At 58.7% G+C, this 24,428-nt stretch carries 18 protein-coding genes; 8 read left to right on the top strand and 10 right to left on the bottom strand.

Translation table 11 applies throughout. The annotated features are described in order from the left end of the window. The first annotated feature begins 37 nt into the window (after positions 1-37). On the top strand, positions 38-919 hold the full coding sequence (locus tag I6I94_RS06950; RefSeq protein WP_201620548.1) for an EamA family transporter: 882 nt from the start codon (positions 38-40) through the stop codon (positions 917-919). Between the two features lie 473 nt (positions 920-1,392). On the opposite strand, the gene I6I94_RS06945 is transcribed toward I6I94_RS06950, so the two are convergent. From I6I94_RS06945 to I6I94_RS06935, 3 genes are all read right to left on the bottom strand, one after another. Next, positions 1,393-1,797 (bottom strand): hypothetical protein, encoded by a 405-nt coding sequence (locus I6I94_RS06945; protein ID WP_126854635.1) that lies wholly within the window; start codon positions 1,795-1,797, stop codon positions 1,393-1,395. A 72-nt stretch (positions 1,798-1,869) separates the two neighbouring features. After that, positions 1,870-2,472 carry a hypothetical protein gene (locus I6I94_RS06940; RefSeq protein WP_236588833.1) on the bottom strand — a complete coding sequence of 201 codons (603 nt, stop codon included), beginning with the start codon at positions 2,470-2,472 and terminating at the stop codon, positions 1,870-1,872. A gap of 53 nt (positions 2,473-2,525) precedes the next feature. Further along, complete coding sequence (locus tag I6I94_RS06935; protein WP_128087170.1) at positions 2,526-4,166, bottom strand: Na+/H+ antiporter; 1,641 nt, start codon at positions 4,164-4,166, stop codon at positions 2,526-2,528. Between the two features lie 368 nt (positions 4,167-4,534). Between I6I94_RS06935 and pdxS the strand changes: the two genes are divergently transcribed. Together pdxS and pdxT are read left to right on the top strand one after the other, a co-directional pair. Further along, complete coding sequence (pdxS, locus tag I6I94_RS06930) at positions 4,535-5,446, top strand: pyridoxal 5'-phosphate synthase lyase subunit PdxS (protein WP_004006448.1); 912 nt, start codon at positions 4,535-4,537, stop codon at positions 5,444-5,446. A 222-nt stretch (positions 5,447-5,668) separates the two neighbouring features. Then, the gene (gene pdxT / locus I6I94_RS06925; protein ID WP_004006447.1) at positions 5,669-6,295 is read left to right on the top strand and encodes a pyridoxal 5'-phosphate synthase glutaminase subunit PdxT; all 627 of its coding nucleotides are present in this window, start codon (positions 5,669-5,671) and stop codon (positions 6,293-6,295) included. A 127-nt stretch (positions 6,296-6,422) separates the two neighbouring features. Here the strand turns inward: pdxT and I6I94_RS06920 are convergent, their stop codons facing one another. Together I6I94_RS06920 and I6I94_RS06915 are read right to left on the bottom strand one after the other, a co-directional pair. Further along, the gene (locus tag I6I94_RS06920) at positions 6,423-7,598 is read right to left on the bottom strand and encodes an ATP-binding protein (protein WP_128087171.1); all 1,176 of its coding nucleotides are present in this window, start codon (positions 7,596-7,598) and stop codon (positions 6,423-6,425) included. A 376-nt stretch (positions 7,599-7,974) separates the two neighbouring features. Then, complete coding sequence (locus I6I94_RS06915) at positions 7,975-9,591, bottom strand: ATP-binding cassette domain-containing protein (protein ID WP_236588832.1); 1,617 nt, start codon at positions 9,589-9,591, stop codon at positions 7,975-7,977. A 433-nt stretch (positions 9,592-10,024) separates the two neighbouring features. On the opposite strand from I6I94_RS06915, the gene I6I94_RS06910 reads away from it, so the two are divergent. The 4 genes from I6I94_RS06910 (at position 10,025) to I6I94_RS06895 (ending at position 13,116) form a co-directional block, all read left to right on the top strand. Further along, a complete protein-coding gene (locus tag I6I94_RS06910; RefSeq protein WP_201620547.1) occupies positions 10,025-11,011 on the top strand; it encodes an ABC transporter ATP-binding protein in 987 nt (328 codons plus the stop codon). Beyond that, on the top strand, positions 11,004-11,762 hold the full coding sequence (locus tag I6I94_RS06905) for an ABC transporter permease (RefSeq protein ID WP_128087173.1): 759 nt from the start codon (positions 11,004-11,006) through the stop codon (positions 11,760-11,762). Before I6I94_RS06910 ends, I6I94_RS06905 begins: the two co-directional genes overlap by 8 nt. 228 nt (positions 11,763-11,990) lie before the next feature. Then, positions 11,991-12,446, top strand: a complete 456-nt coding sequence (locus I6I94_RS06900; RefSeq protein WP_172425632.1) for a helix-turn-helix domain-containing protein — start codon at positions 11,991-11,993, stop codon at positions 12,444-12,446. A gap of 40 nt (positions 12,447-12,486) precedes the next feature. Beyond that, complete coding sequence (locus I6I94_RS06895) at positions 12,487-13,116, top strand: PIN domain-containing protein (RefSeq protein ID WP_128087175.1); 630 nt, start codon at positions 12,487-12,489, stop codon at positions 13,114-13,116. A 145-nt stretch (positions 13,117-13,261) separates the two neighbouring features. Here the strand turns inward: I6I94_RS06895 and I6I94_RS06890 are convergent, their stop codons facing one another. Continuing rightward, a complete protein-coding gene (locus I6I94_RS06890) occupies positions 13,262-14,581 on the bottom strand; it encodes a M18 family aminopeptidase (RefSeq protein ID WP_094758792.1) in 1,320 nt (439 codons plus the stop codon). 196 nt (positions 14,582-14,777) lie between these two features. Then, the gene (locus I6I94_RS06885) at positions 14,778-16,199 is read right to left on the bottom strand and encodes a CPBP family intramembrane glutamic endopeptidase (RefSeq protein WP_128087176.1); all 1,422 of its coding nucleotides are present in this window, start codon (positions 16,197-16,199) and stop codon (positions 14,778-14,780) included. Between the two features lie 190 nt (positions 16,200-16,389). Here I6I94_RS06885 and I6I94_RS06880 point away from each other — a divergent pair, with 190 nt between their 5' ends. Next, positions 16,390-20,697: a hypothetical protein gene (locus I6I94_RS06880; protein WP_201620546.1), complete on the top strand. Its 4,308-nt coding sequence runs from the start codon at positions 16,390-16,392 to the stop codon at positions 20,695-20,697. A 103-nt stretch (positions 20,698-20,800) separates the two neighbouring features. On the opposite strand, the gene I6I94_RS06875 is transcribed toward I6I94_RS06880, so the two are convergent. The 3 genes from I6I94_RS06875 to I6I94_RS06865 form a co-directional block, all read right to left on the bottom strand. Further along, a complete protein-coding gene (locus I6I94_RS06875) occupies positions 20,801-22,081 on the bottom strand; it encodes a glycosyltransferase family 87 protein (RefSeq protein WP_128087179.1) in 1,281 nt (426 codons plus the stop codon). Between the two features lie 3 nt (positions 22,082-22,084). Further along, positions 22,085-23,416, bottom strand: a complete 1,332-nt coding sequence (locus I6I94_RS06870; protein ID WP_128087180.1) for a glycosyltransferase 87 family protein — start codon at positions 23,414-23,416, stop codon at positions 22,085-22,087. A 232-nt stretch (positions 23,417-23,648) separates the two neighbouring features. After that, on the bottom strand, positions 23,649-24,323 hold the full coding sequence (locus I6I94_RS06865) for a hypothetical protein (RefSeq protein ID WP_201620545.1): 675 nt from the start codon (positions 24,321-24,323) through the stop codon (positions 23,649-23,651). Between the last annotated feature and the right edge of the window lie 105 nt (positions 24,324-24,428).

The following is a 24,428-nucleotide window of genomic DNA, read 5'->3' as shown; positions in this document are numbered from 1 at the left end:
TCTTGAACTCAAGACATCTATCCGACTACGAAGAACTATGAAAAACCGTCTTCCTCTGCTGATCATCACGGCGTTCGTCCCCATGGTTTGGGGATCAACCTACCTCATCACCTCCGAGTTTCTGCCGCCCAACCGTCCCTTCACCGCCGCACTGATCCGCGTGCTGCCAGCAGGTTTGCTGCTGCTGCTCATCACCCGAGAGTTCCCACGCAAGAACGAGCTGGGCCGAATTATTCTTCTCGGCATCCTCAACATCGGTCTATTCCAGGCGATGCTGTTCGTCTCTGCATACCGCCTGCCCGGCGGACTGGCGGCGATTCTCAGCTCAACACAAACTATTTTCGTCCTCGTCCTCACCCGAACAGTTGCTAAGAAAGCGACTCCCGCATCGGCATGGCTTGCCGCACTGATGGGCATTATCGGCATTATTCTGCTGGTCGCATCCCCCAGCACCACCTTCGATGTGATTGGCATTCTCGCGGCGCTCACCGGGGCTGTCGCTATGGCGTGCGGAATTTTCTTCACCTCCATGGGCACATCGTCTCTCTCGACTCTCGCCATGACAGGATGGCAGCTGCTCGTGGGCGGAATATTCCTGCTGCCCATCGCCCTACTGACCGAGGAACCGCTGCCACCGCTGACCGCCGCAAATATCGGCGGATACGCCTTCCTCTGCCTGGTGGGCACAGCGCTCGCCTACTGCGTGTATTTTTATGGGCTCTTGAAGCTGCCGCCCGCGGTCATTGCGTCCCTGGGACCGCTCAGCCCAGTCACCGCATTTATCCTTGGCTGGATTTTCTTGGGGCAAAACATGACACCGCTGTCGATGCTCGGCTTCGTGCTGGTCCTGACTTCAATAGTGGGGGTACAGCGCGCGATGATGGGCGCGCGGAAAGCGGCTCTTTCTCACACAAAATAGTTTTCCCGCCGCCCCACACACGACATAAAAAGGCTCTTGATGCGCATAAAGCACCGAAAATCCTACTTTATGTGCATCAAGAGCCTTTTATATACACATATTGATTCGTTTAAAGGTTTTCTAATAAAACGTACAGTAAAGTAGAAGATGCCCTCTTCCTGGAATGGGTCCACGGCACAACTCATAAAGATACATTCCGTGATGATTCCCAGGGCGGGAAGGCGGTGAGCGGGTATGTCTATCTACGAGATTGTAGAAACGGCTCAAGCGATCCTGGTCAGTTATATCCTGACCGACGGATCAGCTCAAGCCGTTTCTTACGCCGTAGAAGCTATCTCAGTGTTTCTTAAGCGTCTGAGGTAGTTCTCTACCCGCAGAGAGGAGTTGGCAGGTAGCACTACCAGCTCCTCTCGCCATAAGGCGTATAACTCATAAAGATAGAACCAGCTTAGCATACCGCCTCAGCGCGCCGATTAGCTGTCAGTCGTCTTAGGGGGCTCAGCATCATTCTCGGCTGTTTCCGCTTTGGTTCCGGCCGCTTGTGAGTTCCCCTCAGCACGGGCTTTCTCACGTTCCGCTGCTTCTCGTTTAGCTTTTGCCTGGGCATACAGTTCAGCTGAAGAACGATTAATGCCCGTGCCCTGCCCCAGTGACGGGTCGTTTGGGCGGTCCACCAGAATCAAGGTTGCGCACACCACCAGGGTCACGATAAACACGGCACCCCCCACACCCAAAGCCAGACCGATATTCGGCTTATTATGGGTGCCTCCGGTTGCAAAAACGAACACCGCAAAGAATGCCGCGAGCGCAAGCGCAGCAGCAATAATCAGCGGCCCTTTCACTTGGGCTTTGAGCCCCCGCGGGCGGTCTTCAGCCACGAACCCTCCTTTTGTGTGCGTCTAAACCAGTGTACGCGTCCACGGTTCCGCACCCATTATCCAGCGCCAACATTACGCCCCGGGCGTGCCTTCGGTACGTGCACCCAGGGCACCAACCAGCAGGAAAACACCCGCTATGAGCGCCCCGCCGCCGGTGACTCCCAGCACCGCTTTCGGCCCGATGTTCACCATGAACGGTACAGCGAGTGCGGCTGCGAGCATCACCGTGCCCTCCAGCACCCAGTCACGCGCCGCAGCGATAACGGAGCGGTACCGCACCCCCAGCAGGCCCTTCAGAAGGGCGCCAAGGCCAATACCGCCGCAGGTGGCCAGCAGGATTGGGGCGGGTGCATCAGGCTGGGCAATTAGTAACGCCCCGGAAGCGGCCTGCACGAGCGCAACCGAGATGAGCGTGGCACTGGTGGCCGGGCCGTAGCGTGTTCCACGTGAAACCCACCAGTGGGAGGCTCCGAGGGCAAGCATCAGCCCTCCAATGAGCAGCCTATCGGTACCCCAGTCGGGGATTTGAATAAAGATGGTGCTCAGACCAAAAAGCAGGTAGATGACTGCGTGCACGGCAAGTGCGCCCCGGCCCTGTGCGGTGGCGCGGGTGGGTGAGCCGGGGGCCGGTATCTGCGGTGTGTGCTGCTGCGAGGTGGCTGGCTTATTACTCACGCATACCAGCATACCGTGCACAGAACCGCAGAGCACGACTACCAGTGTTTGCGTTACTCCAGCTCAACCGGGCCGAGCACGCGTATCTCCTCAATATCCAGGATTTCCTGAATCGCGTGGAGCACATTCGTGTCGATTGTGCGCTCATTACGCAGGCGCTTGAGCACCTCACGCTGTTTCTCCAAATGCCGCAGACGCAGCTCTTTCTCAAGATCGCTCGCTTCAATAATACGGCGGGCTTCTTCCGGCGCGTTCGCACCGTGCTTACGAACGGTGTGCAGGTTGCGGTACATACTCGCGTTGTACATCTGTTCTTCGGCAATGCGGTCGATAATTTCCTGCGGCGCACTAATTTCCTGGCCGATCTCAGTCACAGAGTCGAAGGACTCGGCAATGATCGTGCGCACCGCATTATTAATCTCGTCTTCTTCGGTGGTATCAACCGGAATTTTCGCCCACCTGATAACCAGCGGCAGGAGCATCCCCTGAACCACCATCGACAGAAGAACCACGCCCGCAACAATAAAGATAATAAAGTCACGCCCGGGAACACCAGTCGGCACGGAGAGAGCCACCGCGAGGGAAACACCGCCGCGCAGCCCCGCAAAGGTGCTCACCACACGACCACGGAAAGTTGTGCGCAGCCGCCTCTGCTTTTCTGAACGGTCAAGGGCACGAATAATACCAATCGTGACGTGCAGGAAGATGAAACGCGCCGCAATCGAAACGAGCCACGCCACCACAATCACGGCGAGCGCGGAAGCCCACGCATAGTTGTATTCGTGGATGACGCCTTCCATATGCTCGGTGGCGCTGGGCAGCTGCACACCCACAAGCACGAAGAGCGCACCGTTCATGACATAGGAAACAAACGACCAGATGGGCAGACCGTAGAAGCGGTTTTGGGGTTTGATGGTATCCGGCCCGCGATAGGTCAGGTAGAAGGCGGCGACCACCACGGCTACCACTCCGGAACCTTTCATGCCTTCAAAAGGCTCGATCTCTTCAGACAGGAAGAAAGCAATAAACGGTATGGTGAACATGAACACACTGAAGTTCATAGGGTTGCCGATGTGTGCACGCAGCTTATTCGCGCCCCATCCGACGGCCAGGCCAACGAGAGTTCCAATCAGGAACGAGAAGAAGAACATTCCGGATGCGGTCCCCAGGGCCAGCTCATGACCGCCCGCAAGCTGTAGTGCGAGCGCGAAAAGAACTAGGGTGGTGCCGTCGTTAATGAGTGCTTCCGCTTTGAGGGTGGTAATGGAGGCTTTGGGGAGTTTGCCGTTGAGCGTTGCCACAGCCACGGCATCGGTGGGGGCAAGCGCCACACCGATAATCAGCGCCACATGCCACATGTAGATGCCCATGAAGGTGTGAAGCACCCAGGCGATAACGAACGCCGTAAAAATTACGAGCACCGTGCCCGAGAGCAGAATGCCGCGCAGACGGGTGCGTACCTCACGCCAAGAGGTATTTCGGGTCTCCCAGAACAGCATCACGGGCAGGAAGATTTCGAGAATCACGTGCGGGGGCAGCCCGGCCTCACGCACCTCGTGCATGGCGTGAACGGGGATGAGTGCCAGCACAAGCCCAAGGAAGATGAGCATAATGGCGGGGGTTATTCGTATTTTATGGGCAAGGATATTACCCAGAAGAATTGCCAGCGATAGGGCAATAATGACTTCAAGCACGGTGACGTTCCTTGATGTGTGTGTTGGGGTTGAAGAGAAATAAACAGCGCCAGAATAACACCTGTAAAGGCGCGCATATTCCAACATATCACGGGGTAAAAATACGGGGCTTTATGCTGAACGGCACTCTCTTCGTGGTGCTGTACTTCTAGGTGCAAAAGACCCGCGCATGTGAGATGCCCTGTGCAGGGTGCACACCGAGCTCTAGTATTATCCCTTCTATAGGAGCAGGCTTACGAGACTGTATAACGCCACGAGCCTCATGAAATATGACGATTCATGTCGCGCAGACACAAAGATGCGCGCCCTGCGGCAGAAAATCCGTCACGGGGCGAGCGTACATACACCAAACGTGAGAAAATGGGGGCATGACTGAACAGACTAATTCCCCAGTAACCGGCTCCCCGCTCGTGAAGCGCGGGCTTGCCGACATGCTCAAGGGCGGCGTCATCATGGACGTCGTCACCCCCGAACAGGCCAAGATCGCCGAAGATGCTGGCGCCGTCGCCGTCATGGCGCTTGAGCGCGTACCCGCCGATATTCGTGCTCAGGGCGGTGTGGCTCGTATGTCCGACCCCGACATGATTGAGGGCATCATCAACGCCGTCTCGATTCCCGTGATGGCGAAGGCGCGCATCGGGCATTTTGTTGAGGCGCAAATTCTTGAAAGCCTCAAGGTGGATTACATCGACGAGTCAGAGGTACTCTCCCCCGCCGATTACGTGAACCACATTGACAAGCACCAGTTCACGGTGCCGTTCGTATGCGGCGCCACCAACCTGGGTGAGGCGCTGCGCCGTATCGCCGAGGGTGCCGCCATGATCCGCTCGAAGGGTGAGGCTGGCACCGGTGACGTCTCGGAGGCAACCAAGCATATCCGCACCATTAAGCGCCAGATCGCCGAGCTGCAGGGCCTGTACAACACCATGCCCGACGAGCTGTACGTGAAGGCGAAAGAACTTGCCGCCCCCTACGACCTGGTGCTCGAAGTTGCGAAGACCGGTAAGCTGCCCGTAGTCATGTTTACCGCCGGTGGCGTGGCAACCCCCGCCGACGCCGCCATGATGATGCAGCTGGGCGCGGACGGCGTATTCGTCGGCTCCGGCATCTTCAAATCCGGAAACCCCGAGGCACGCGCTAAGGCCATCGTGAAGGCAACCGCGTTCTACAACGACCCCGAAAAACTGGCGGATGCATCGCGCGGTTTGGGCGAGGCCATGGTCGGCATCAACGTTGCCGATCTGCCCGCGCCGCATCGTCTGGCGGAGCGCGGCTGGTAAGTATAGGCCGCCGCGTGGCGGATGCGCGCTCGCCGATCGATTATATTCGGTTCAGGTGAGGGTGCCCGGTCAAGGCGTGCAGGGGGTGAAGCTCGGTGCGGGCTTCGCCCCCGACTCTGTTCAGATACGTTATCTGCTCGGGTGAGTTTGGTGCTCTCAAACGCAGCCCGAAACCCAACGTTCTACACTGTGCGCAACCTCGTGTTGCAGAAAGATAGGCTCATGAGTGAGACTGAGGTTCTTCCCCCGGCTGCCCTGCCCGGTGCGGGCAAAACCGTTGGTGTTTTGGCGCTGCAGGGCGGCGTTGCCGAACACGCGCGCATGCTCGAATCACTGGAGGCGCAGGTGGTGCTCGTCAAAAGTGCCGAGCAGCTGGCGAACCTGGATGCGCTGGTTCTGCCCGGTGGCGAATCTTCCACAATTGACAGGCTGACCCGTATTTTTGGGCTGCGCCAGCCGTTGATTGAGGCGATTTCGGGGGGCTTGCCGACCCTGGGAACCTGTGCGGGGCTGATTATGCTCTCGACCGTGATTGACGATCCGGCTCCGGGGCAGCAGTCGCTCGGTGTTTTGGATGTTTCGGTTGGGCGTAACGCCTTCGGCTCGCAGGTCGATTCGGCGCAGGTTCATTTGCCGTGGCTTACGCCCTCGGGTGAGGAAGTCGTGATCGATACGGCGTTTATTCGCGCGCCGATTGTGACCCGTGCCGGTGAGGGCGTGCAGGTGGTGGCGCATCATGAGGGCAAGATTGTGGGCGTGCGCGCCGGGAACATTATCGGCATTTCTTTCCACCCGGAAGTCACAGGCGATACCACCGTGCACGAGGAACTGCTCTCGCTAATTCGATAGGCTCTCTCCCGCCTCTCCCCTGGTATAAAAAGAGCCTTCATGTGGGAGAACAAAAGTTATCGAAACTTATCGGGGGTTATCGGAATTTTTAAGATAAGTCCCGATAGGTTGAGATAACTTCGTGCAGCTACTGTGCCGACCGCTTAATGAACCGATCCATCCCCGGAACCGTAAAAGCGATCCGACCATATGCAGGGCTGTACAGTACACCTTTCTCAATTAAGGATGCGCGGCGGGCACTCAAAGACGTTGTAATAGATTTCATCCGGCTGGATACCTCTGAGACCGGCACAGAATCTCCTTCTTTCTCAGACATAAGATCGGCGACCGCTACCAAGTAGTGTTTCTCAGATTCTGTTGCCCTGTTCCACCGCGTCATATAGAACCCGCGGTTTAGCTCTTCCCAGCCCAAAGTAACGCCCACACGAACATCATCCTGAGTGATATTGCCCGCGCTGGCACAGTCCCAGGCATCCCGCCCAAACTGCTGAATGAAATAAGGGTATCCGTGGGATTGGTCCACAAGTTCTGCAAGCGCATCCTGCGTGATACTACCGCCATTTTTAGCAATAGGATCAGCATAAGCCAGTCTGGTCTGATCATCATTGAGACGCTCTAAAGGATGGTAGCTAAAGAGCCTTTCGACGTAAGTCTTAATCTCGCCCAGTTTCGTGGGGACTGAAGGCAGCCCGGCTCCGAAAATATAGAATGGAAGCTCTTTTTGCCCGGCTTCATGCTGGGTTGTCAGCAGAATATCGAGCATCTCATGATCAAGATCTTGAATCTCATCAATGAAAATACCCACACCAGCACTGGGAGTTTGGTCTTTGAGCTCCCGAGCCATAGACAGTAGTGTCTCTGGAAGATCAAAGTCCAGAAGACCCGTTGTATCGGAGTGGTGCGTATCAGCTTTAAGCACAACGGAGGCTCCAGCAAAACCAAGCGTCGCCGATAAAGAAGCGACATTCGATAAGAGTTTCTTCCAGCGGCTCTTCTGCCGGTAGCCTCGAACAGCTAAGGCAAGTTCTTTACCTAGGCGGGTGCGAACTTGAGCATACGCGTTCTTCCCCATTCCGCTTTCCAGAGAGATCGTTACCCATCCGGCACGTTTTGCGTCTTCCTGCAGACGACGCAGAAGCACGGTTTTACCCATCCCACGCAGCCCGTAAAGCATCATGCCGCGGCTAATAGCCCCTATCTCGGTACGACGCAGGATATTAGTAAACGTATTAAGCGGTTCTTGCCTACCCGCAAATTCGGGCGGAGTATGCCCGGCACCCGGGCGGAATGGATTAAGAGTCATGATCTGCGGAAGCCTCCTTAGATTTTTAGTCTACAGGAAGTTATCGGAACCTATCGGGGGTTATCGGGATTTTTAAGATAAGTCCCGATAGGTTGAGATAAGTGCGAAAACTAGTTATCCCCAGTTATCCCTTTTAAGGGATTTCTAGGGATAAGTTGGGATTGCTTACCGCGCAGCCGTATTTTCCGAGGCGGTTGCAGAAGCTGTTGTGCTTTCCAGACAAAGGCTGTATCTCCCCTCTCCACCCTAAGAGTCATCACGGGGGTAAATTTCATAATGCGTGCCGTGTGCTCTTACCCCGGTGAATAAGGGGTTAATCCAACTTTACCGAATGTTTTACAGATAAAACGTTCTCATTCCTAGGGTTCGCGCCGCATTAGAGTTCGATCACGGTATCGTTCTGCCGGGCGGGCGCGTCCTCATCGTGGGTGCTCACCAGCACGATTGCGGTATGGGCCACTCGCTCGATCAGTTCCCAGACGCGGGCACGGGTAGGCGCATCTAGCCCGGCGGTCGGTTCATCGAGAACCATGACGGTCGCGGGGCTCAGGGCTTTCTGCTCATTCAAGGTTTCGGCCGCCGCCAAAGTACGCGCCAAGGCGATACGCCTGCCCTCTCCCCCGGACACGCTGCCGCTCTCACCCGCGACGGTGTCATGACATCGAACACCACTAGAGGCAAACTCGCTTAGCCCCACCGCCTGCAGGTACCGGTCGCATATATGCACCGGAATGTCGCGACCAAACGCCACATTCTCATGCGCGGTACCAACCAGCAGCCCAGCTTCCTGCGGCAAGTAGACAAACCGAAGAGTGCCTTGCGGCGCGCTCATCGACATATAAGCGGGGGTAGTTGTCGCACGCACGCCAAGAAGTCGTTCTAAAAGCAAACTTTTTCCCGCGCCGGATGCGCCACGCACCCAACACGGGCGTCCCGGCTTCACCGTATGCACACCATGGGATGTTTCACTCAGATTGCGTGCATCCACGCGGAGGGAAAGCTCACCTGTGGTTACGACGTAGTCGATGAGATACCCCGAATCGTCGGCGGCAGGAGCGAGTATTTTATGGTGCGCCTGCCGGTAACGCTCTGCCGAAACCGCGATGGTCGATACGCCAAAGCCGACGGCTTGGAGCGGACCAATTGCCGCCGCGCACACTCCTATGAGCGCCACCGCAGTACCCGTAATCTGCGCCGGAGAACCTTCACCGAATAATACGGTTTTGAGCACTATCGCGAGCAGGCATAGAGCCAACATCGCGCCCTGCCAGGTGTGTAACAACATGGTGTAACGGTAACTTTTGAGAGCTTTTGCTTCTACGGGCAGGCGGCCTTGGGCGTATCGGTCGTGAAGAAAGGGAGCCGCCCCAAGGATTCTGCTTTCACGCCAGAGACGAAGCGTGTTTTCCAGGGTGCCGAAACTGCGCATTGAGCCGTCAAAGAATTCGCCCTGAAACTTCTGATGACGCGCGATCAGCGGCATGCTTCCAGCCAGATAGAGCGCCACAAACCCGCAAAATATGCCTAGCTCCGGCACGCCACCCATCACCAGAATCGAGACAGCACCAGCGATGCAACCAACCCCGGCGGGTAGAATTGAGAGGTACAAGGTGGCGAGGGTTTCGCGAATGGATGCGGCCTGCGCATCGACGGCATACGCAATTTCGGAGGCGCCTAGTGTAGCGCGTGCGCGCGGGTCGGCGCCGATGCTGGTGGCGAGCGCATCCGCCATATGGCGCGATTGCATTTTCTGCTCGATGAACCCGTAAGCAGGGTAGAAAAGATACCGAAAGCTCTGCCCGATGAGCCACAGAATACTGTAAAGAATCACGAGGACGGCAAGGTTTTGACGCCAAACTTCAGGGTTTTCAAGGGTGCGCTGAACACCATAACCCAGCAGAATGGGGCAGGCGATCAGAGCGAGCGCAGAGATCATGACGGCGGCCAGTACGCTAAGGTTTTTCAGGGGTGAAGCTCGCCAGGCTAAAGTCATGACGCGAGCACAAAATACAAAATATGGTTTGAGGTATTTCACCGAATTCTCTTTCTCTCCTGTTGTCTAATGAGGCAGGAGAATATATGTTGTCGGTATGTGTGCACCTAGGCACGGTATAACGATATATATCGTACACTTTCCCGCATATCGTACGCTTTAACCCTACAAATATGCGGGAAAATGTACAGTTTATGGGCGATAGAGGCACGGCTAAAGCCACCCGTTGTCGCGGGCGATACACCATGCATGAGGAATACAATATAAAACAGCCCCACAAAAACCTAAAAGGCCATGTCACAGGTTATGCCGAGCTAGGTTATTGGTGTGATGACAAGCTCCTGCTGTACCCCTGACGAATGTCACGGGTGCGCCGAAAAACCGCCGTTATGCTACTGGTACCGTCAGTATCCTGCAGCAGATAGGGCACCTTATGAGTACAGACACCGCGCCCGCACTCACCATTAATAACCTCACCAAAACTTTTGGTACCACCACGGCCAATAGCAATATTAGTGTGCGCCTTGACCCCGGCGAGGTCACGGCCCTCATAGGGCACAACGGCGCCGGTAAAACAACTTTTCTCAACCAAATCGTGGGCCTGACCAAGCCAGATGCGGGCAGCATTAGCTACGGCGGCACAGACCTGATAGCGCATCCAACACAGGCTCGGCAGATATGCGCGATCATGCCGCAGGTAACGTCCTCCCTAGAAGGGGTGACCCCGCGCCAGGCGATAGCGACGGCGGTTCGCATTCGCGGGTTGAAGTTGGGACAGGCGAAGCGGGCGGTTCAGGAAACTCTCGATACTCTCGATTTAGGGGATTGGGCGGACAGGCCGGGACATAAGCTTTCGGGCGGGATTAAGCGCCTGACCTCATTCGGTATGGCGGTTACCGCGCCCGCCCCCATCTACCTCTTTGACGAGCCCACGAACGATGTTGATCCGGTGCGCCGTGAACTGCTGTGGAGGATGCTGCGGATGCGCGCCGAGCAGGGTGCCACGGTGCTGATCGTGACTCATAACCTCCTGGAGGTGGAGCGTCACGCTGATAGGTACCTGCTGTTTAATAAGGGGCTGCTAGTTCGTGATGAACCGACAAGCGCGCTGGGTTTGGAGGAAGCAAAAAGTACGCTCTCGATCACGGCTACCCCGGAGTTCCTTCAAGAACTTAGCAGCGTGCTAGATGTAAAAATATCCCCTTCACCAGGGAATATGCCAGATACGGAATATATTGAGAAGCGTGCAGAGGGCGATTTCACTATCCCCCGGGAGTTTACCGTCACCCTGAGTACCGACGAGCTTGAGCTGGCCTTACCCCATGTACTTTCAGGAATCCGTGCGGGATGCGTCGAAAGCTATCGCATAGGCTCGGCGTCTTTGGCCGATAACTATGAGGAGATGATTAACCATGACTAGCGCCCTCGTGTCCTCACGAATTTCGACGGTACGTGCCACGGTCGAGCTGATCCGCTGGTCACTGATTCGTAACGCCATCAACGCGCCGCTTTTTGCGGTGGTGCAGGTCCTTTTAGCGTTTGCACTTCTTTACGGCATCTCGGTCTTCATGCCGCATCTTGACCGGAATTCTGCAGAATATCTGGCATCCGGCACGGTAACGGTAACCCTCATTTCTATGGGGTGTGTAATAGCTCCCCAGATTATCGTTACCACTAAGACGAACGGCATGTTCGACTATCAGCGGTCCCTTCCGGTCCCGCGCCTGGCGATTCTGGCGGCTGACATACTCGTTTGGGCGGTTCTCGCGATTCCCGGCATTATTGCGGGCGGTGCAGCCGCGAAACTCAAATTTGGTTTTGACGTGAACCTGAGTATCGGCGCTATTGCCGTTGTGTTCGCGCTTCAAGTTGTTATGGCGGTATTAGGGTTTATGCTTGCGTACTGGATTCCGGCGGCATTTCTGACGATCGTGACACAGACGATTACCTTCATGGTTATACTGTTTGCGCCGATTAACTACCCGCCCGAACGACTGCCCGAGTGGTACGCGCATGTTCAGCAGTTCCTGCCGTTCGCACCTGCGGCAAACCTTGTGAGGGCCACCCTCTTCAACATCGGCCCGATACAGATCCTGGACGTAATAGTCGTCGGTTTTTGGGGTCTTCTGGGATGCGCATCCGCACTGTGGGCACTGGCCCGCAGGGACTAGCAGTGTTGGTGTGGCCGCTCTTCACACACAGGGTCTGCTGAAGGTATAGGTACTATTTCTGCGGCAAAAACAACATTAATCTATATAGGAAATATTCGAAAACTGGTTTCTTTTGTTTCACTTACTCCTGTAGACTGTAGAGCACATGCCCCAGCATTGCAGATGCACTAAACCGAATGTAAGCATATGCGGGGTAAGTGCACATGTCATCAAACAGCGAGGTACATCATGACCACTTCAACGCTGACCCGTGCGGATTTAAACGACCCGCAGCTGCGCGAAGAAGTACAGAAGCTCGTCCCTGGTGCTCGTGATACGCATGGAGATACCACTGAAGTCTCGTTCTTTCTGCAAGTGCAGGGGAAGGATTCGGAGGAACTCGGCCCTAAACTGTCGGAACTGATTCGTGAGCTTATCGCAGCCGTTCGTTCCGGTGCAGATCTGGCCATTGTCTCCCAAGCGCGAGTATTCACCACGACCGCCGCCGCGAAAGAACTGGGTATCTCCCGGCCGACTCTCGTAAAAATGATCCGTAACGGAGAAATTCCCGCACACAAGGTAGGCTCGCATTTCCGTATTATGCGCGAAGACCTGGAATCATACCAACGCGCCCAATTAGAGCGTCAGAAACAGGCACTCATGAAAATCTGGGATATAGAGGCAGAACTCGGAATTCGTGAATAATTCAGAAGTATCGCCCCGTTACTTTGCTAGACTAAATAGCATGAGCAACGGGGCGACTTCTATTCTTCTAGATACCAATATTCTGCTGAGTAAAACACTCAGGGATTGGATGCTTCTTCCTAACCAGATACTAAATAAAAAGTACTTCGATATACACACAACACAGAATATTCTCGACGAGTGGGGGTACCACTGGCTTAGAGGAAACCCAACTGGAAATGATGCTACACGGGTGAAGGTTAGAGAGCAGATAGGTAAATCTGTGTTCGTGTTAGAAGGTTACCCTATCCCCTCAATACATGGATACCCCGATAAGAACGACCTTCATATACATGCAGCAATGGTGAAGCACAATATTGACTACTTAGTCACCAACGACAAAGCTCTCCTGGATTACTGGGAAACGAGCGAAAATACCGGTGACCCTTTACCCTATGTCACCATTAGCGCTGACGACCTTCTGATGGATTTTGTGGAACCGCATCTCGGTAGGTCAACTCAAGAATCCCTCATATTGTCGTCTGCAGACCTCGCAGAAATATATTTATTCCAAGAAAGATATTTCATTAATAAATATGGCGAATTAGATCTATGTGGAGCGCTTGAAAGAGCTGATGCTCCTCGTTTTGCTGCTTACTTACGGCGTCATATGCTTCCCCGGTTACCATAAGTATTTAATCCTTCACCACGCACTCATATAGTGCACGGTTTCGGTTGTTTTGTAAGGATGGGAGCATTACAAAAATGCCAAAACCATGCACTATGTTGTGCCGTCATTGCCGCCGCCTGCGCCGTCCCGCTATGCAGCAGTCCGGTTATAGACCCTGTAACCGGTAGAAGCCTTCCACCGCGCGGGTCAGGTACGCCATGTCGTGAACGTGGCACATTTCGCGCGCCGAATGCATCGACAGCAGGCCCACGCCCACATCCACGGTACGCATCCCCAACCGGGTGGCGGTGATAGGCCCGATGGTGGAACCGCACGGCATATTATTATTCGACACGAACTCCTGATACGGCACCCGTGCCGCCTTACATGCCGCCGCGAAAATACCGGCGCCCACCGAGTCTGTGGCGTACCGCTGGTTCGCGTTAATCTTCAGCAGCGGCCCGGCGCCGGGAACCGGCTGCACCACCGGGTCGTGGTGGCCCTGATAGTTCGGGTGCAGCAGGTGCCCCGCATCCGCCGACAGGCACACTGAGGAGGCGACAGAGCGGCGGTACTGCTCCGTGTTCTCGCCGCGTGCCGCCGACAGCCTCACCAGCACATCTTCCAGGAACGGGCCAGCCGCGCCGCTGCGGGTTTCCGAGCCGACCTCCTCATGGTCGAACCCGGCGAGCATCACGGTGTGGGATGCGTGCTCGTCGGCGTTATCGGCCACATACCGCTCCAGCGCGCACAGCCCCGCGTGCACCGACGACAGGTTATCCAGCCGGCCGGAGGCAAAAAACTCGCCGTGCTGCCCAAACCGGCGCCCCGGCTGAGAATCGGCGGTCAGCAGGTCGTAGCCAACCACGGTGGCGGGGTCAACGTCGCCGCCCTCATCGACCGTGTGCCGCCCCAAGTATGCGAGCACATCGTTCTGCCCCGGGTCAATACCCCAAATCGGGTACAGGTTGAACTGTTTATCAAGAACCAGTTCGTTCCGTTTATGGTCCAGGTGCGGGGCCAGCTGGGGGATGCGCGCCAGCGGCGGCGTGCACACGTACCGGTCACGCAGGGTGCCGCCCTCGTGCACCGTCAGCCGCCCCGCCAAACGCAGCTCCCTGTCAAGGTACGAGTTCAGCAGCCCCCCACCATAGTTCTCAACACCGATCTGGTGCCAGCCTTTAACCGTGAGCGAAGATTTCGGTTTAACTTTCAGCGCGGGCGAATCGGTGTGTGCACCCAGCACCCGGTAGCCGCTCGCCGCAGACGCCTGACGCCCGCCCGCCCACGCAATAATCGCGCCGTCACGCACCACAAAATGGCGCCCCGTCGCGGCGGAGTCGGGCCACGTCTCAGACTCGGTCAGTTCGGTAAACCCGGCCCCCTGCAGGCGCCGCGCCACGGTGCGCGCCGCCAGGTAAGAAACCGGCGAGTCCTCAACGAACTGTGCTAGGTCTTCGATGTTTTTCACTGCGTCTACACTCATGTTTTAAGCCTACCTTCACGCGAGAGTTTTGGGGTGCTAAAAAGCCTCTTCCCGTGAGGTAAAAGCAAGAAATGCTGCTTTACCCCGCGTGAAGAGAGACTGACTCTGACCGGAAACACCAGATGATGCGTGCGGTGCGCCCGTGTGGGTTCTCAACCCGCACCGGCACACCGCACCGTGAGCTTTTTGGGGGAGGTTACTTCCCCTGTTGTTTCGGCTGCTCCGGCGACTGGGGTGAGTGCCCCTGAGAGGCCTGGGCGGGCGAGAACTGCACGGGCGCGTGGCTCTGCTTCGGATCCTGCACGGTGAACGTGGCAGTGCGCAGGTAGCCGCGGTAGTGTGTGAACCAGCAGATGGCCGCCGTGTAGAGAACCTCGGTGGCGAGCACCATCGCGAAATCGGTGGGGGTGCCGCTGCTCTGCATCTGAAGCGGGTCCGTGTTCGCGAACATACCCATCGCCATCGTTGTTATATTATTCATCACATGCATCCCGATAGCTGCCTCTAAGCCGCCCGTGTACCAGCAGAGGAACCCCGCGAGCACCGCCATAACCACTATTGAGGCTTGCCCCCACAGGTCGTAGCCGTGGGCAAGCATGAAGAAGGGAGCTGGGAGCAGAATCGCCCACGCCGGGTTCTTGAGCCACCGGCCGATGGTCTGCATCAGGTAGCCGCGGAATACCAGTTCCTCCGCGTAGCACTGCAATGGCACCAGAACAAGAAGCAACACCATGTTCAGCCAGAAAGCAACCTCATGCGGTTGCTTGTGGTGGAAACCGATGGATGAGAAGCCGTCCAGCATCAGCGTCAGCAGGGAAAGCAGCCCATAACAGAAGGCACCAACCACCAGCGCCGTCAGCAGAAGCGACCAGCGGACCCGGCGCTGCACCGAGTGCACCAGGCCCCATGGACGGGGACCGAAAATCAGGCGTGCAACACGTATGGCAGGGAACATAAGAGCAACTGAACCGAATACGAAGAACATAGCCAGCGGATCATTCAGTACATCGTCCCTTATGTAGGTTCCGAAGTCAGTTGTTTTATCCGCACGGATGATCAGTGGGATGCTCATCATCACCACGGTAAACAGAGTAATCAGAACCACGTAGACTACCAGAGCCACCAGGCCCTCCAGCAGGGGCGTGAACCAGCGGGAACGGCCATCGGCAAAGGCCAACCGGTGGTACGGCAGGGTACGCTCAACAGAGGCCGACATATCGGAGGTGAGACTGGGGTCGAGGTTATATACGGGCACCGCATACGAGCCGTGCGCCGGTGGGTTCTCGGGGTTCTTAGAGACCTGCTTAATAGCGTCCGTTAGCGGCGGCAGGGCAAGCAGCTGCGATACCGGCCGCGGATCATCCCCTGGGCTGACGGGGGCCGCCTGGACAGGGTCCTGCTCACTACCCGAACCCGAGGCGGTGCTCTCGGCGCTTTGAGCAGCGGTATTGGAGCTGCTCCAGGGCACATCAGTAACCCCTGAGGTGGTCTCAGGGGCTGGGGAAGTAGCGGATGATTTAGGTGATTTTTGCCTCGTATCCTGCGGCCTCTGTTGGTTTGTGCCTGCGTGGTGGTTGTGCTCGGGGTGCCGTTTGGGCTCCGACGAATTAGTGCTCATAATCTATGCCGCTCCTGCAACTTTTCGATGCTCACGCAACGTTGCGCCGTGGGGTTGTCTAAGTGACTGTTACAGGGTATTTTAGCGGTAAATATGACATAATTCTATGGTTACCGTATTTCTCTTGTTTAGATTGTGCGCGCCATCGCTTCCGGGTATGGGGGTGGCGCGGGCAGAAGGAAGGCTTCTCATGGCACTGATTTTTAATCCGCCGCCGAATTGGCCCAAACCCCCCAAAGGCTGGAAACCCACCCCCACTTGGCGCCCCGACCCCGCGTGGGGCCCGGTCCCGGCCGGGTGGCAGCTGTGGATTGAGGAGCCCACCGATTCCGCCGATTTCAACGACGAAGGCACGGCGTATGAGGAGCCCATGGATGAGCTTCCGGCACACGTTGGCGACGACTACACTCTAGCGGGTGACGACTCGGTTATTGCCCCCACCCCACAGGAACACGCGCAGCATAGTCCCGCAGCCCCCGCCACCGGCAGTTTTCCTATACAGGAGCAGGCGGGCACAGAGCGAACCGTCGATACCGCTGTATCTCATAACGCACCCGCACATTCCGCCCTCGAACACGACACGGTGACCGCGGAGAACAGTAACGGTACTGAACAGGGGCAAGAGCAGAAGCCGCGCACCACCTCTTTTGACCCGCTTAATGATGACTTCAGGATGGCGCAGGCCACCTCGCACCCCTCCCGTGCGGCTCATGCCGCACACTACGAGGCTGAGCGCGCCCGCCTGCAGCCAAACGGCCCGGCGAACACCACCGAGCCGCAGCCTGGCGGACACCCGCAGGTAGTGGAAGGGCAGTCAAACGGTTTTAACGGTGGGCAGGCTGTGGCGGGTATGCCCGAGAACATGCCCCAGCCGACTTCCCGCCGGGCCGCCCGCGAGCAGTTCATGGCTCAGCAGGCGGCGCAGGAGGCCGCCGAGCGTGAAGCTGCCGAGCGCGCAGCCGCCCAGCAGGCTGAGCAGAACACAACTGATGCCAAGGACGAGCAGGCTAGCGCCGCTTCGGCAGCGCACACCCAGCCAGCTAGTGAGTCCACGAGCGGGCCGCAGGTGGCCGAGATCGCCGAGGACACGCCCCGGCACGCCCAGCCTGTTAGCGGCGAGCCTACCCTGCCGGAGCCCGCTGATTTTCAGCGTGAGAGCACTACTGCCTCCCCCGCTGCAGATGAGCTGGCGGAGTCGCAGGTAACCGCTGACGTTGACGCGCACCGGGAAGCTGACACTCCCCCCAGCATCCCCGTTGGTGATGCAATAAAGAGCGAACTGCAGAAGGATGAGCCCGCTCAGGCTGCTCCCGCAGCGGGTGCGGACGAGCAGGAGGGCACCCATGCCGGTTCGCCCGAGCCGGTCGCCGCTGCCCCTGCACCACTCCCCGAGACCGAGGAAAACCAAACGGATACGGTTGATTCTGGTGATTCCCGGGCTGCGCGGCGTGCTGCACGGGACGAAGAGTACGCGCAATCCTCCACCGAAAAGGGTGCCGCTGAGCAGGTTTCCGCTGAACACATTTCTTCTGAGCAAACCTCCCCCGAGCAAGACACCCCCGCCGCCGAGACCCGCACCGGTGCCACCACAGCCGAAGAGCTGGAGCAGCCCGAACCCGTGAAGAACGCTCTGCGCCGGTTCGCGCAGGTGCGTGAGGCGCAGGAGATGAGTGCATCAAACGAGGGTGCACCCGGTGAGCACATCAGTATTGAGGTGAACGAAAACCTCGACACCCAGGGGCTCATTAAGATTCAGCCGAAGAAGAAACAGCCCAAAGACGACGCGAAGCCCGCACAGAACACCCAGGGTGCCGCTGAGAGCACCGCGTCAGCAGCTGAAGAAACCGACGGTGCGGCACAGCACGCCGCAAAACACGCCGCCACGAGCCCCGCCGCCGATGAGGTTCAGAAAGAGCAGGCGGACACAGGCGAGCGGCAGCAGCGGCAGGGGCCCACCCTCAGCGGTGCGGGCGCCGACGATATTATGCCTCTGCCCACCCCGCCTGAAGGTATTGCGGTGCAGGAGCAGAAGTCGGATGCGGCAACCCGCACCTCCGCCGATGACATTATGGGCGGTGACGAGCCTCCCAAGCGCCGCCGCAGGGCAGCCGAAGCGGCTGAGGACGATAACGCCCAACCGTTCGTGTATGAGGGTGAGCGGATGCTCGGCGCGAGCGTTGAGGCACCGGACATTACCACCGCCTCATCGGTGGATACCGCAGCAAATATTCCCGCAGACGCGGCAACTATTGCGCTGTCCCCCCTCGACGATGATGAGCCGTTCGAGCCGAAGGAAACACCCTCGGTTCAGGATGCTGAAAGTACCCCGTCTGAGGATGAGGATGCGCTGCCTTCGCCGGTGAACTCGCCCCTGATTGAGTTCCACGACACCTCCGCCGCGGCCCAGCACACCGCCCAGGATGATGAGGCCCGCACCGAGGGTGAGGAGCCCTCCACCGAGCAGCCGTCCCAGGTAAAGCCGCGGCACGCCGCGAAGGATACCGCAGAAGAGGCTGAGGATGCGCCCCGCGAGTCCCGCCGCGCTGAGGAATACAGCGCTAAAGACCACAGCGTTGAGGCACGCGGTGCCGAAAGCACCGGCACCGAAACCGATGGCGCCCAAGATTATGTTGTCCAGGAGTATGGTGTCGAGGCTCGTGACGCTAAAACTCACGATGCTGGGAAACACCAGCAGGAGGCCGTGTCTCACACCCCCGAACCTGAACCGGGACCCCAGCAGGAGCCTTACGGGCTAACTGATACTGCGCAGCAGACATCAGGCGCGGATGAGGCCGCTAAACCGGCCTCTATTCTGCCCGCAGCGACCTTCCCCGAGGGTACCGGTGCGGCACAGTCGCATGTGGCAGCTAGCGAAACCGGCAAGCAGCCATACACGGCGGACCCTTCGGGGTACGGGCTCTCAGAAGAGCCCACCGACCAGCCCGTGGCACCGGCTGCTGCACCCGCAGCATCCGCTGGGGCAGGTTCCGATCAGGCCTCTGAGGTCGCAGCACCGGCTGTTCCTCCGATCCTGCCGGAGCCGATTAACCCCGAGCTGGCGGATCACACCTCGCAGATTCCGCTGCCGAACCAGCAGAGTGCCGCTCCCGTGAATTCCGCGAACCAGGGCGGCGCACCAGCGCAGGGCGCCTCGTACGGCACCGACCCCGGTGCGGCGCAGTCACCCGGCTATGGGCAGGATGGTGCGCAGAACTACGGCCAGGATTACGGTGTCTCCGGCTACGGTCAGGACGCCGCCCAGGGGTACGGGCAGGATACGGCAGGCACCGGCTACGGGTATGACCCGCAAAGCCAACCCGGCGCCCAGCCGGAGAACCCGCAGGCGGGGCAGGCCCAGGCGGGCCAGCAGCCCCCAGCCGATCAGTCCCAGCCGAGCCAGACGCAAGGTACCGGGCTGACAGCCCGCGACGTGCAGGCCACCCCGGCTGACGGTACGCAGGGCAACGCCAGCGGCCCGGTCGTGAACGCGCCAGCACCCGGCACCGTGACCCCCGCATCGTTCGCGGCTGAGAACGCCCGAAACACCCAGAATAACGCACAGTTTAACCCCGCAAACGCTGCCGCACCTGCGGCGGCTGCGGCTGGTGGCGCGGCAGCCAAGAAAGCCTCCGGAAGGGCAGCCGGGGCCGTGAATACGCTGCGTGAAAAACTCACCGCGAATAACGGGAACCAGAACTTCTTCTCCACCCCGCTGGGTTTGGCGAGTATCGCGGGCGTTATTCTGCTGGTGGTGCTGCTGATCCTGGCGCTGGTGCTGTTCATACCGCGCGGTAGCGACAATACGAACAACGCGGAGCCTGCCGCAAGCAGTTCCAGCAGCTCCTCGTCCGCGAGCAGCAGCTCATCCTCCGATTCGGATGACTCCACCGAACTGAAGAAGCCCTCGGGCGACTTCAAGGAATACACGGGTGAGGGTAAGAAGACCATCGACATCGAAAAGCCCAACGGCAACGACTCGAAGGCGCTGGTCTACTACGAGTTCACTCCCGCATCCGTGCCCGCAAACGAGAATAACCGGGGTGTGCTGAACGTGGCGGGTAAAACCGACAAAGACCAGTCCAGCGGTTTTGAGGTGCGTGATTCCGGCAGCGTGAGCTCCACGATCACCGGCTCCGCCTGGATGGACACCACTAGCAAAACCACCCGCAAGCTGCAGATTGAGGGCGAAGGCAAGTGGACGGTGCGCGTGTACGATGCCTCCTCCGCACCGAAGTACGGTAAAGGTGAGAGCATTGAGGGCCGGGCACGTAACTACGCCTTCACCTACACCGGCGGCACCAGCTCGTTTGAGGTGAACAGCGAAAGCACCGACAATAACGGCTACTACCACTTCAGGCTGGATGCGGTCGGTAAAGGCTCGGTGATTGGCACCAGCATGGCTTCGTCGAAGAGCACCACCGAGTGGGAAGACAGCAGCAGCGAAGTGTACATGTTCGTTGAGGCGCCCTACGCCCGGTGGCGCATGAACACCAAGTAGCCCGCACCCGGTCGCCTCACCGGAAGGTGCCCTGATTGCTAAGGCCCGTCGTGATGCACGACGGGCCTTAGCTGTGCCCTCTTGGGCGCGGGTGTGTGAAGGGCTACGGTGCGGGGCGTTCGGGCGCACGGAACCGGCCCGAGTCCACCCGCGCATCAATTGCTGCCCGGTGCGCCCAGTAGGTGAGGAACACCAACACCACCACCAGGTACATGGCGGCGTACGGGGCTGAACTGGCCACCAGCCCGGCCCCGCCCTGCGGCAGGTAGATCATCTCGTGCGAAGAGTACTTCGGGGAGAACAGCACCGCCAGCCAGAACGGGGAAATATACATGCCCACCAGTGCGATCACGCTCGCGAACGCACTCAGCACGTACACTACCGGGCGTGCCGCAGGCATAATAAGCGGGAAAATCTCCAGGCACAACGCAACCAGCAGAACCGGGTACCAGGTGTTGTGGTGCGACCAGCTAATCGGGGAGATCTGGAGCATTAAAAACGCGTTCAACGCCACCTGGGAAAACACCATGTTCGCGCGGATGAACAGGCACATCAGGGCGGCGGTGGCCACCAGCAGGAATAGGGACAGCGCCACCACCAGCACCGTGGCGATAGGCTCAGGCACACCCTGGTGCGCGAAGATACCGGTCAGAGAAACGTTATCGTAGAACGCGGTCACCCCAATGCGGGAGGTGTTACGCACCGCCACACCCCAGTAGTAGGCGGCCTCACCCGGCACCGCCAAAAACCCGAGGGCGATGGTGCCCACGAAACCACCCGCCACGGAGGCAACACCGCGCCAGTCTTTGCGCAGCAGCAGGATAAGCCCGAACGCGAGCGGGGTGAGCTTAATACCGCCAGCGATACCGATCAGCGCCCCGCGGGGGATACGCTTGGCTGGGCGCAGGAAGTCAGCCAGCACCAGCAGCAGGATGACCGCGTTAATCTGCCCAAAATGGGTGGTTAGCCGCCACGGTCCGCTCGCCCAGATCAGCATCGCCAGTGTTGAGGCGCACCCGGCGGTTCCCAGGTGTTCGTACAGGGGGATGCGCACCCCGCGCCTGCTCACGTACCTGGTGATGACCCACCCCAGCCACCAGGCGATACCGGCGGTGATGAGCATCATCAGGGCCATCCCGACTTCTTTGGGCATGAGCGCGAACGGTATAAAGAGCAGCGCGGCGAACGGCGGGTAGGTGAACGGGTAGTTGTCGAGGCTCACCTCGTACAGCCCGGGCCCGCCGGGCCCATCAGCGATAGTTTCGGCCCCTAGACGGTAAATGTACAGGTCGTTGCCGCCGTCGTTAATGACGTACTGCACCATGTAGATGACCGCGAGCACGAACAGGGCATGCGGGATAAACGCTGCGGGGTGTTTTTTCAACGGCTACCCCTTTTTGGCATCGGGTGCCGCGCCGGGGGGCGGGGCGATAAACAGGTCGTCTTCTTCTGCGGTGCGCACGGCGGGTGTTAGGGCCGCCACCGCCCAGGTGATCATGACCAGGTACAGGCACAGGATCGGCACGGTGGAGAACAGCAGGGCGTGCTGGTAGATATTGTCAAGGTCGCTGAAGCTGCCCCACAGGGAGGCGCCCAGCCACATGGGCGAAATGTACAGGCCGATGAGGGCCACCCAGGTGAGGATGCGCGCCGCCCGGTTGGCCCAGGCGGGCAGGTGCGCATAGAACCGGGGGAACGCATCAACGATGAGCGCCATGAGGATCAGGGGGAACATGACGTTGTGGTGCGACCAGCTGATGGGTGAGATGCTGACCATCAGGAACCCGCCGACCGCCACCTGTGAGAGTACAAGTTTACGGCGGTTCAGCTGGTGCAGCAGCGCGGCGAAGAGGACGATGGTGGCGAGCACCAGCCCGTAGTATGCGGGCTTCAGCAGCGGGTCACGCAGCCCCAGGTGCATGAGCCAGCCCTGGATGGAGATATTGTCGAGGAAGTTAATGTTGCCCACGCGGGAGGGGTCCGAGACGGCGCTTGTCCAGAAGGTGAGAGCCTCATGGGGCAGGAAGATGAACCCGATAATGACGGTCGCCGCGAAGGAGGCGCCGAGGGTGAAAATACCGCGCCAGTCTTTGCGCATCAGCAGGATAAGCCCGAACGCGAGCGGGGTGAGCTTAATACCGCCAGCAATACCGATCAGCGCCCCGCGGGGGATACGCTTGGCTGGGCGCAGGAAGTCAGCCAGCACCAGGATGAGGATAATGGGGTTCACCTGCACCAGCGCAAGCCCGCGCCGCCACGGCCCGGAGAGGATGATGATGAAAGTGAGCACGGCAATAGTACCGTATCTGCCGAGCTTGTCTTGGAAGGGGATGTGGTAGCCGCGGCTGGTGGCGTAGTCGTAGATGAGGGTGGCCATCCACCAGGCCACACCAATGCTGATGGTGTACATGATGCCCACGCCCACCCCGAACGGCAGGAACGCGAACGGCATAAAGAGCAGCGCCGCGAACGGCGGGTAGGTGAAGGGCAGTTTAAGCGCACCGTAGTCGAGCAGGTCACGGGCGTAGAGGTCTTTGTGCATGCCTTCGTTGTCGAAGATGGTCATGGCCCCGAGCCGGTAGACGTTAAAGTCCAGGCCGCCGGTGAATTCGATGTAGATGAGCCAGCCGACGACGGTCAGGGCGAGTGCCGCGAGCGCTATTTTGCCTGCCACGGTGGTGTTTGGCGTGGGGTTTTGCACGGGTGGCGCTGTGGTCATGGTGGGTCTTTCTGCTCGGGGGTGTTTCGCGTGGTGTCGGTTGTGGCCCGCCGGGCGCGGCGGTTGTGGCTGGTTTTCTGTTGCCTGTTTGTCCCAGTCTATCGTGTGGGCGTGTGGGTGTGGGTGTTCCCCGGTGGTGCGGGGGTCTTGTGGTGGGGCTCTGCCCTGCTGCTGGGTGGGGTGCGGCTGGTTGCGGCGAGGGTGTGTGCAGCGGCGGGGCGGCAGGGGCCTGTTAGTCCGTGTCTGTGGTGGGTTTGTCTGATTTTTTTGTGGTGGCTATGAGGCGGTTGCCGCGGCGTACGGGTGCTTTGCGGTTGAGTCCGGCGCGCATCCTGGTGCGGGTGGTTTTTTGGGAATCGGCAGGTTTTGCCGCAGCGGGTTTTGCGGTGTTGGGGTCGTCGTGCTCGCCCGCTGCGGTGTTGGCCGTGTCTTCCTCGGTGGGGCGGGTCGCCGCGCTGTCGCTGTCTAGTGCGGTTTCGTCCGGGTCGTGCTCGCCCGCGCTGTCGTGTTCTTGTTCCGCTGCGGGGCTGTCGGTTTCGGGGGTGTCGTCGCCGTCGGCGGAAGCCTTGGCGCGTTTGGGGGTATCGGCGATGCGCGCAGCCACCTCAAGCGCGAGCGCGGCCAGGGCCACATAGTACACGATGATGGAGGGGTATAGTGCGGCGATTTTCTGGCTTGACCCGACGAAGGTGAGCGCCGAAATGACCAGCTCGATCGCCATCACCAGTGTGAGTTTCGCTGATCCTCCGGGGTTTTTGAGCATCAGGTACAGCGCCATGAGGGTGAAGAGGACGGGGAAGAAAATCTGCCCTGCCACCGCCATAGCGTCTTGGTCGTAGGAGTAGATTGTGATCGCCTGCATGATGGCTGCGAGTGCGGCAAAGGGGGCGAGGGACAGGTACTTCATAGGGGATATTCTACCGTTCCTCTACGTCATGTAGCACAGGTCACCGACACTAAAATTCGTATAGGTGGCGCAATATAATGGGGGTAATTGGACACAGCGAATGAA

Source organism: Rothia aeria, assembly GCF_016726365.1.
GTDB classification, from domain to species: domain Bacteria; phylum Actinomycetota; class Actinomycetes; order Actinomycetales; family Micrococcaceae; genus Rothia; species Rothia aeria.
Note: the sequence above shows the minus strand (reverse complement) of the source record. Positions and strands in the feature narration are given on the sequence as shown.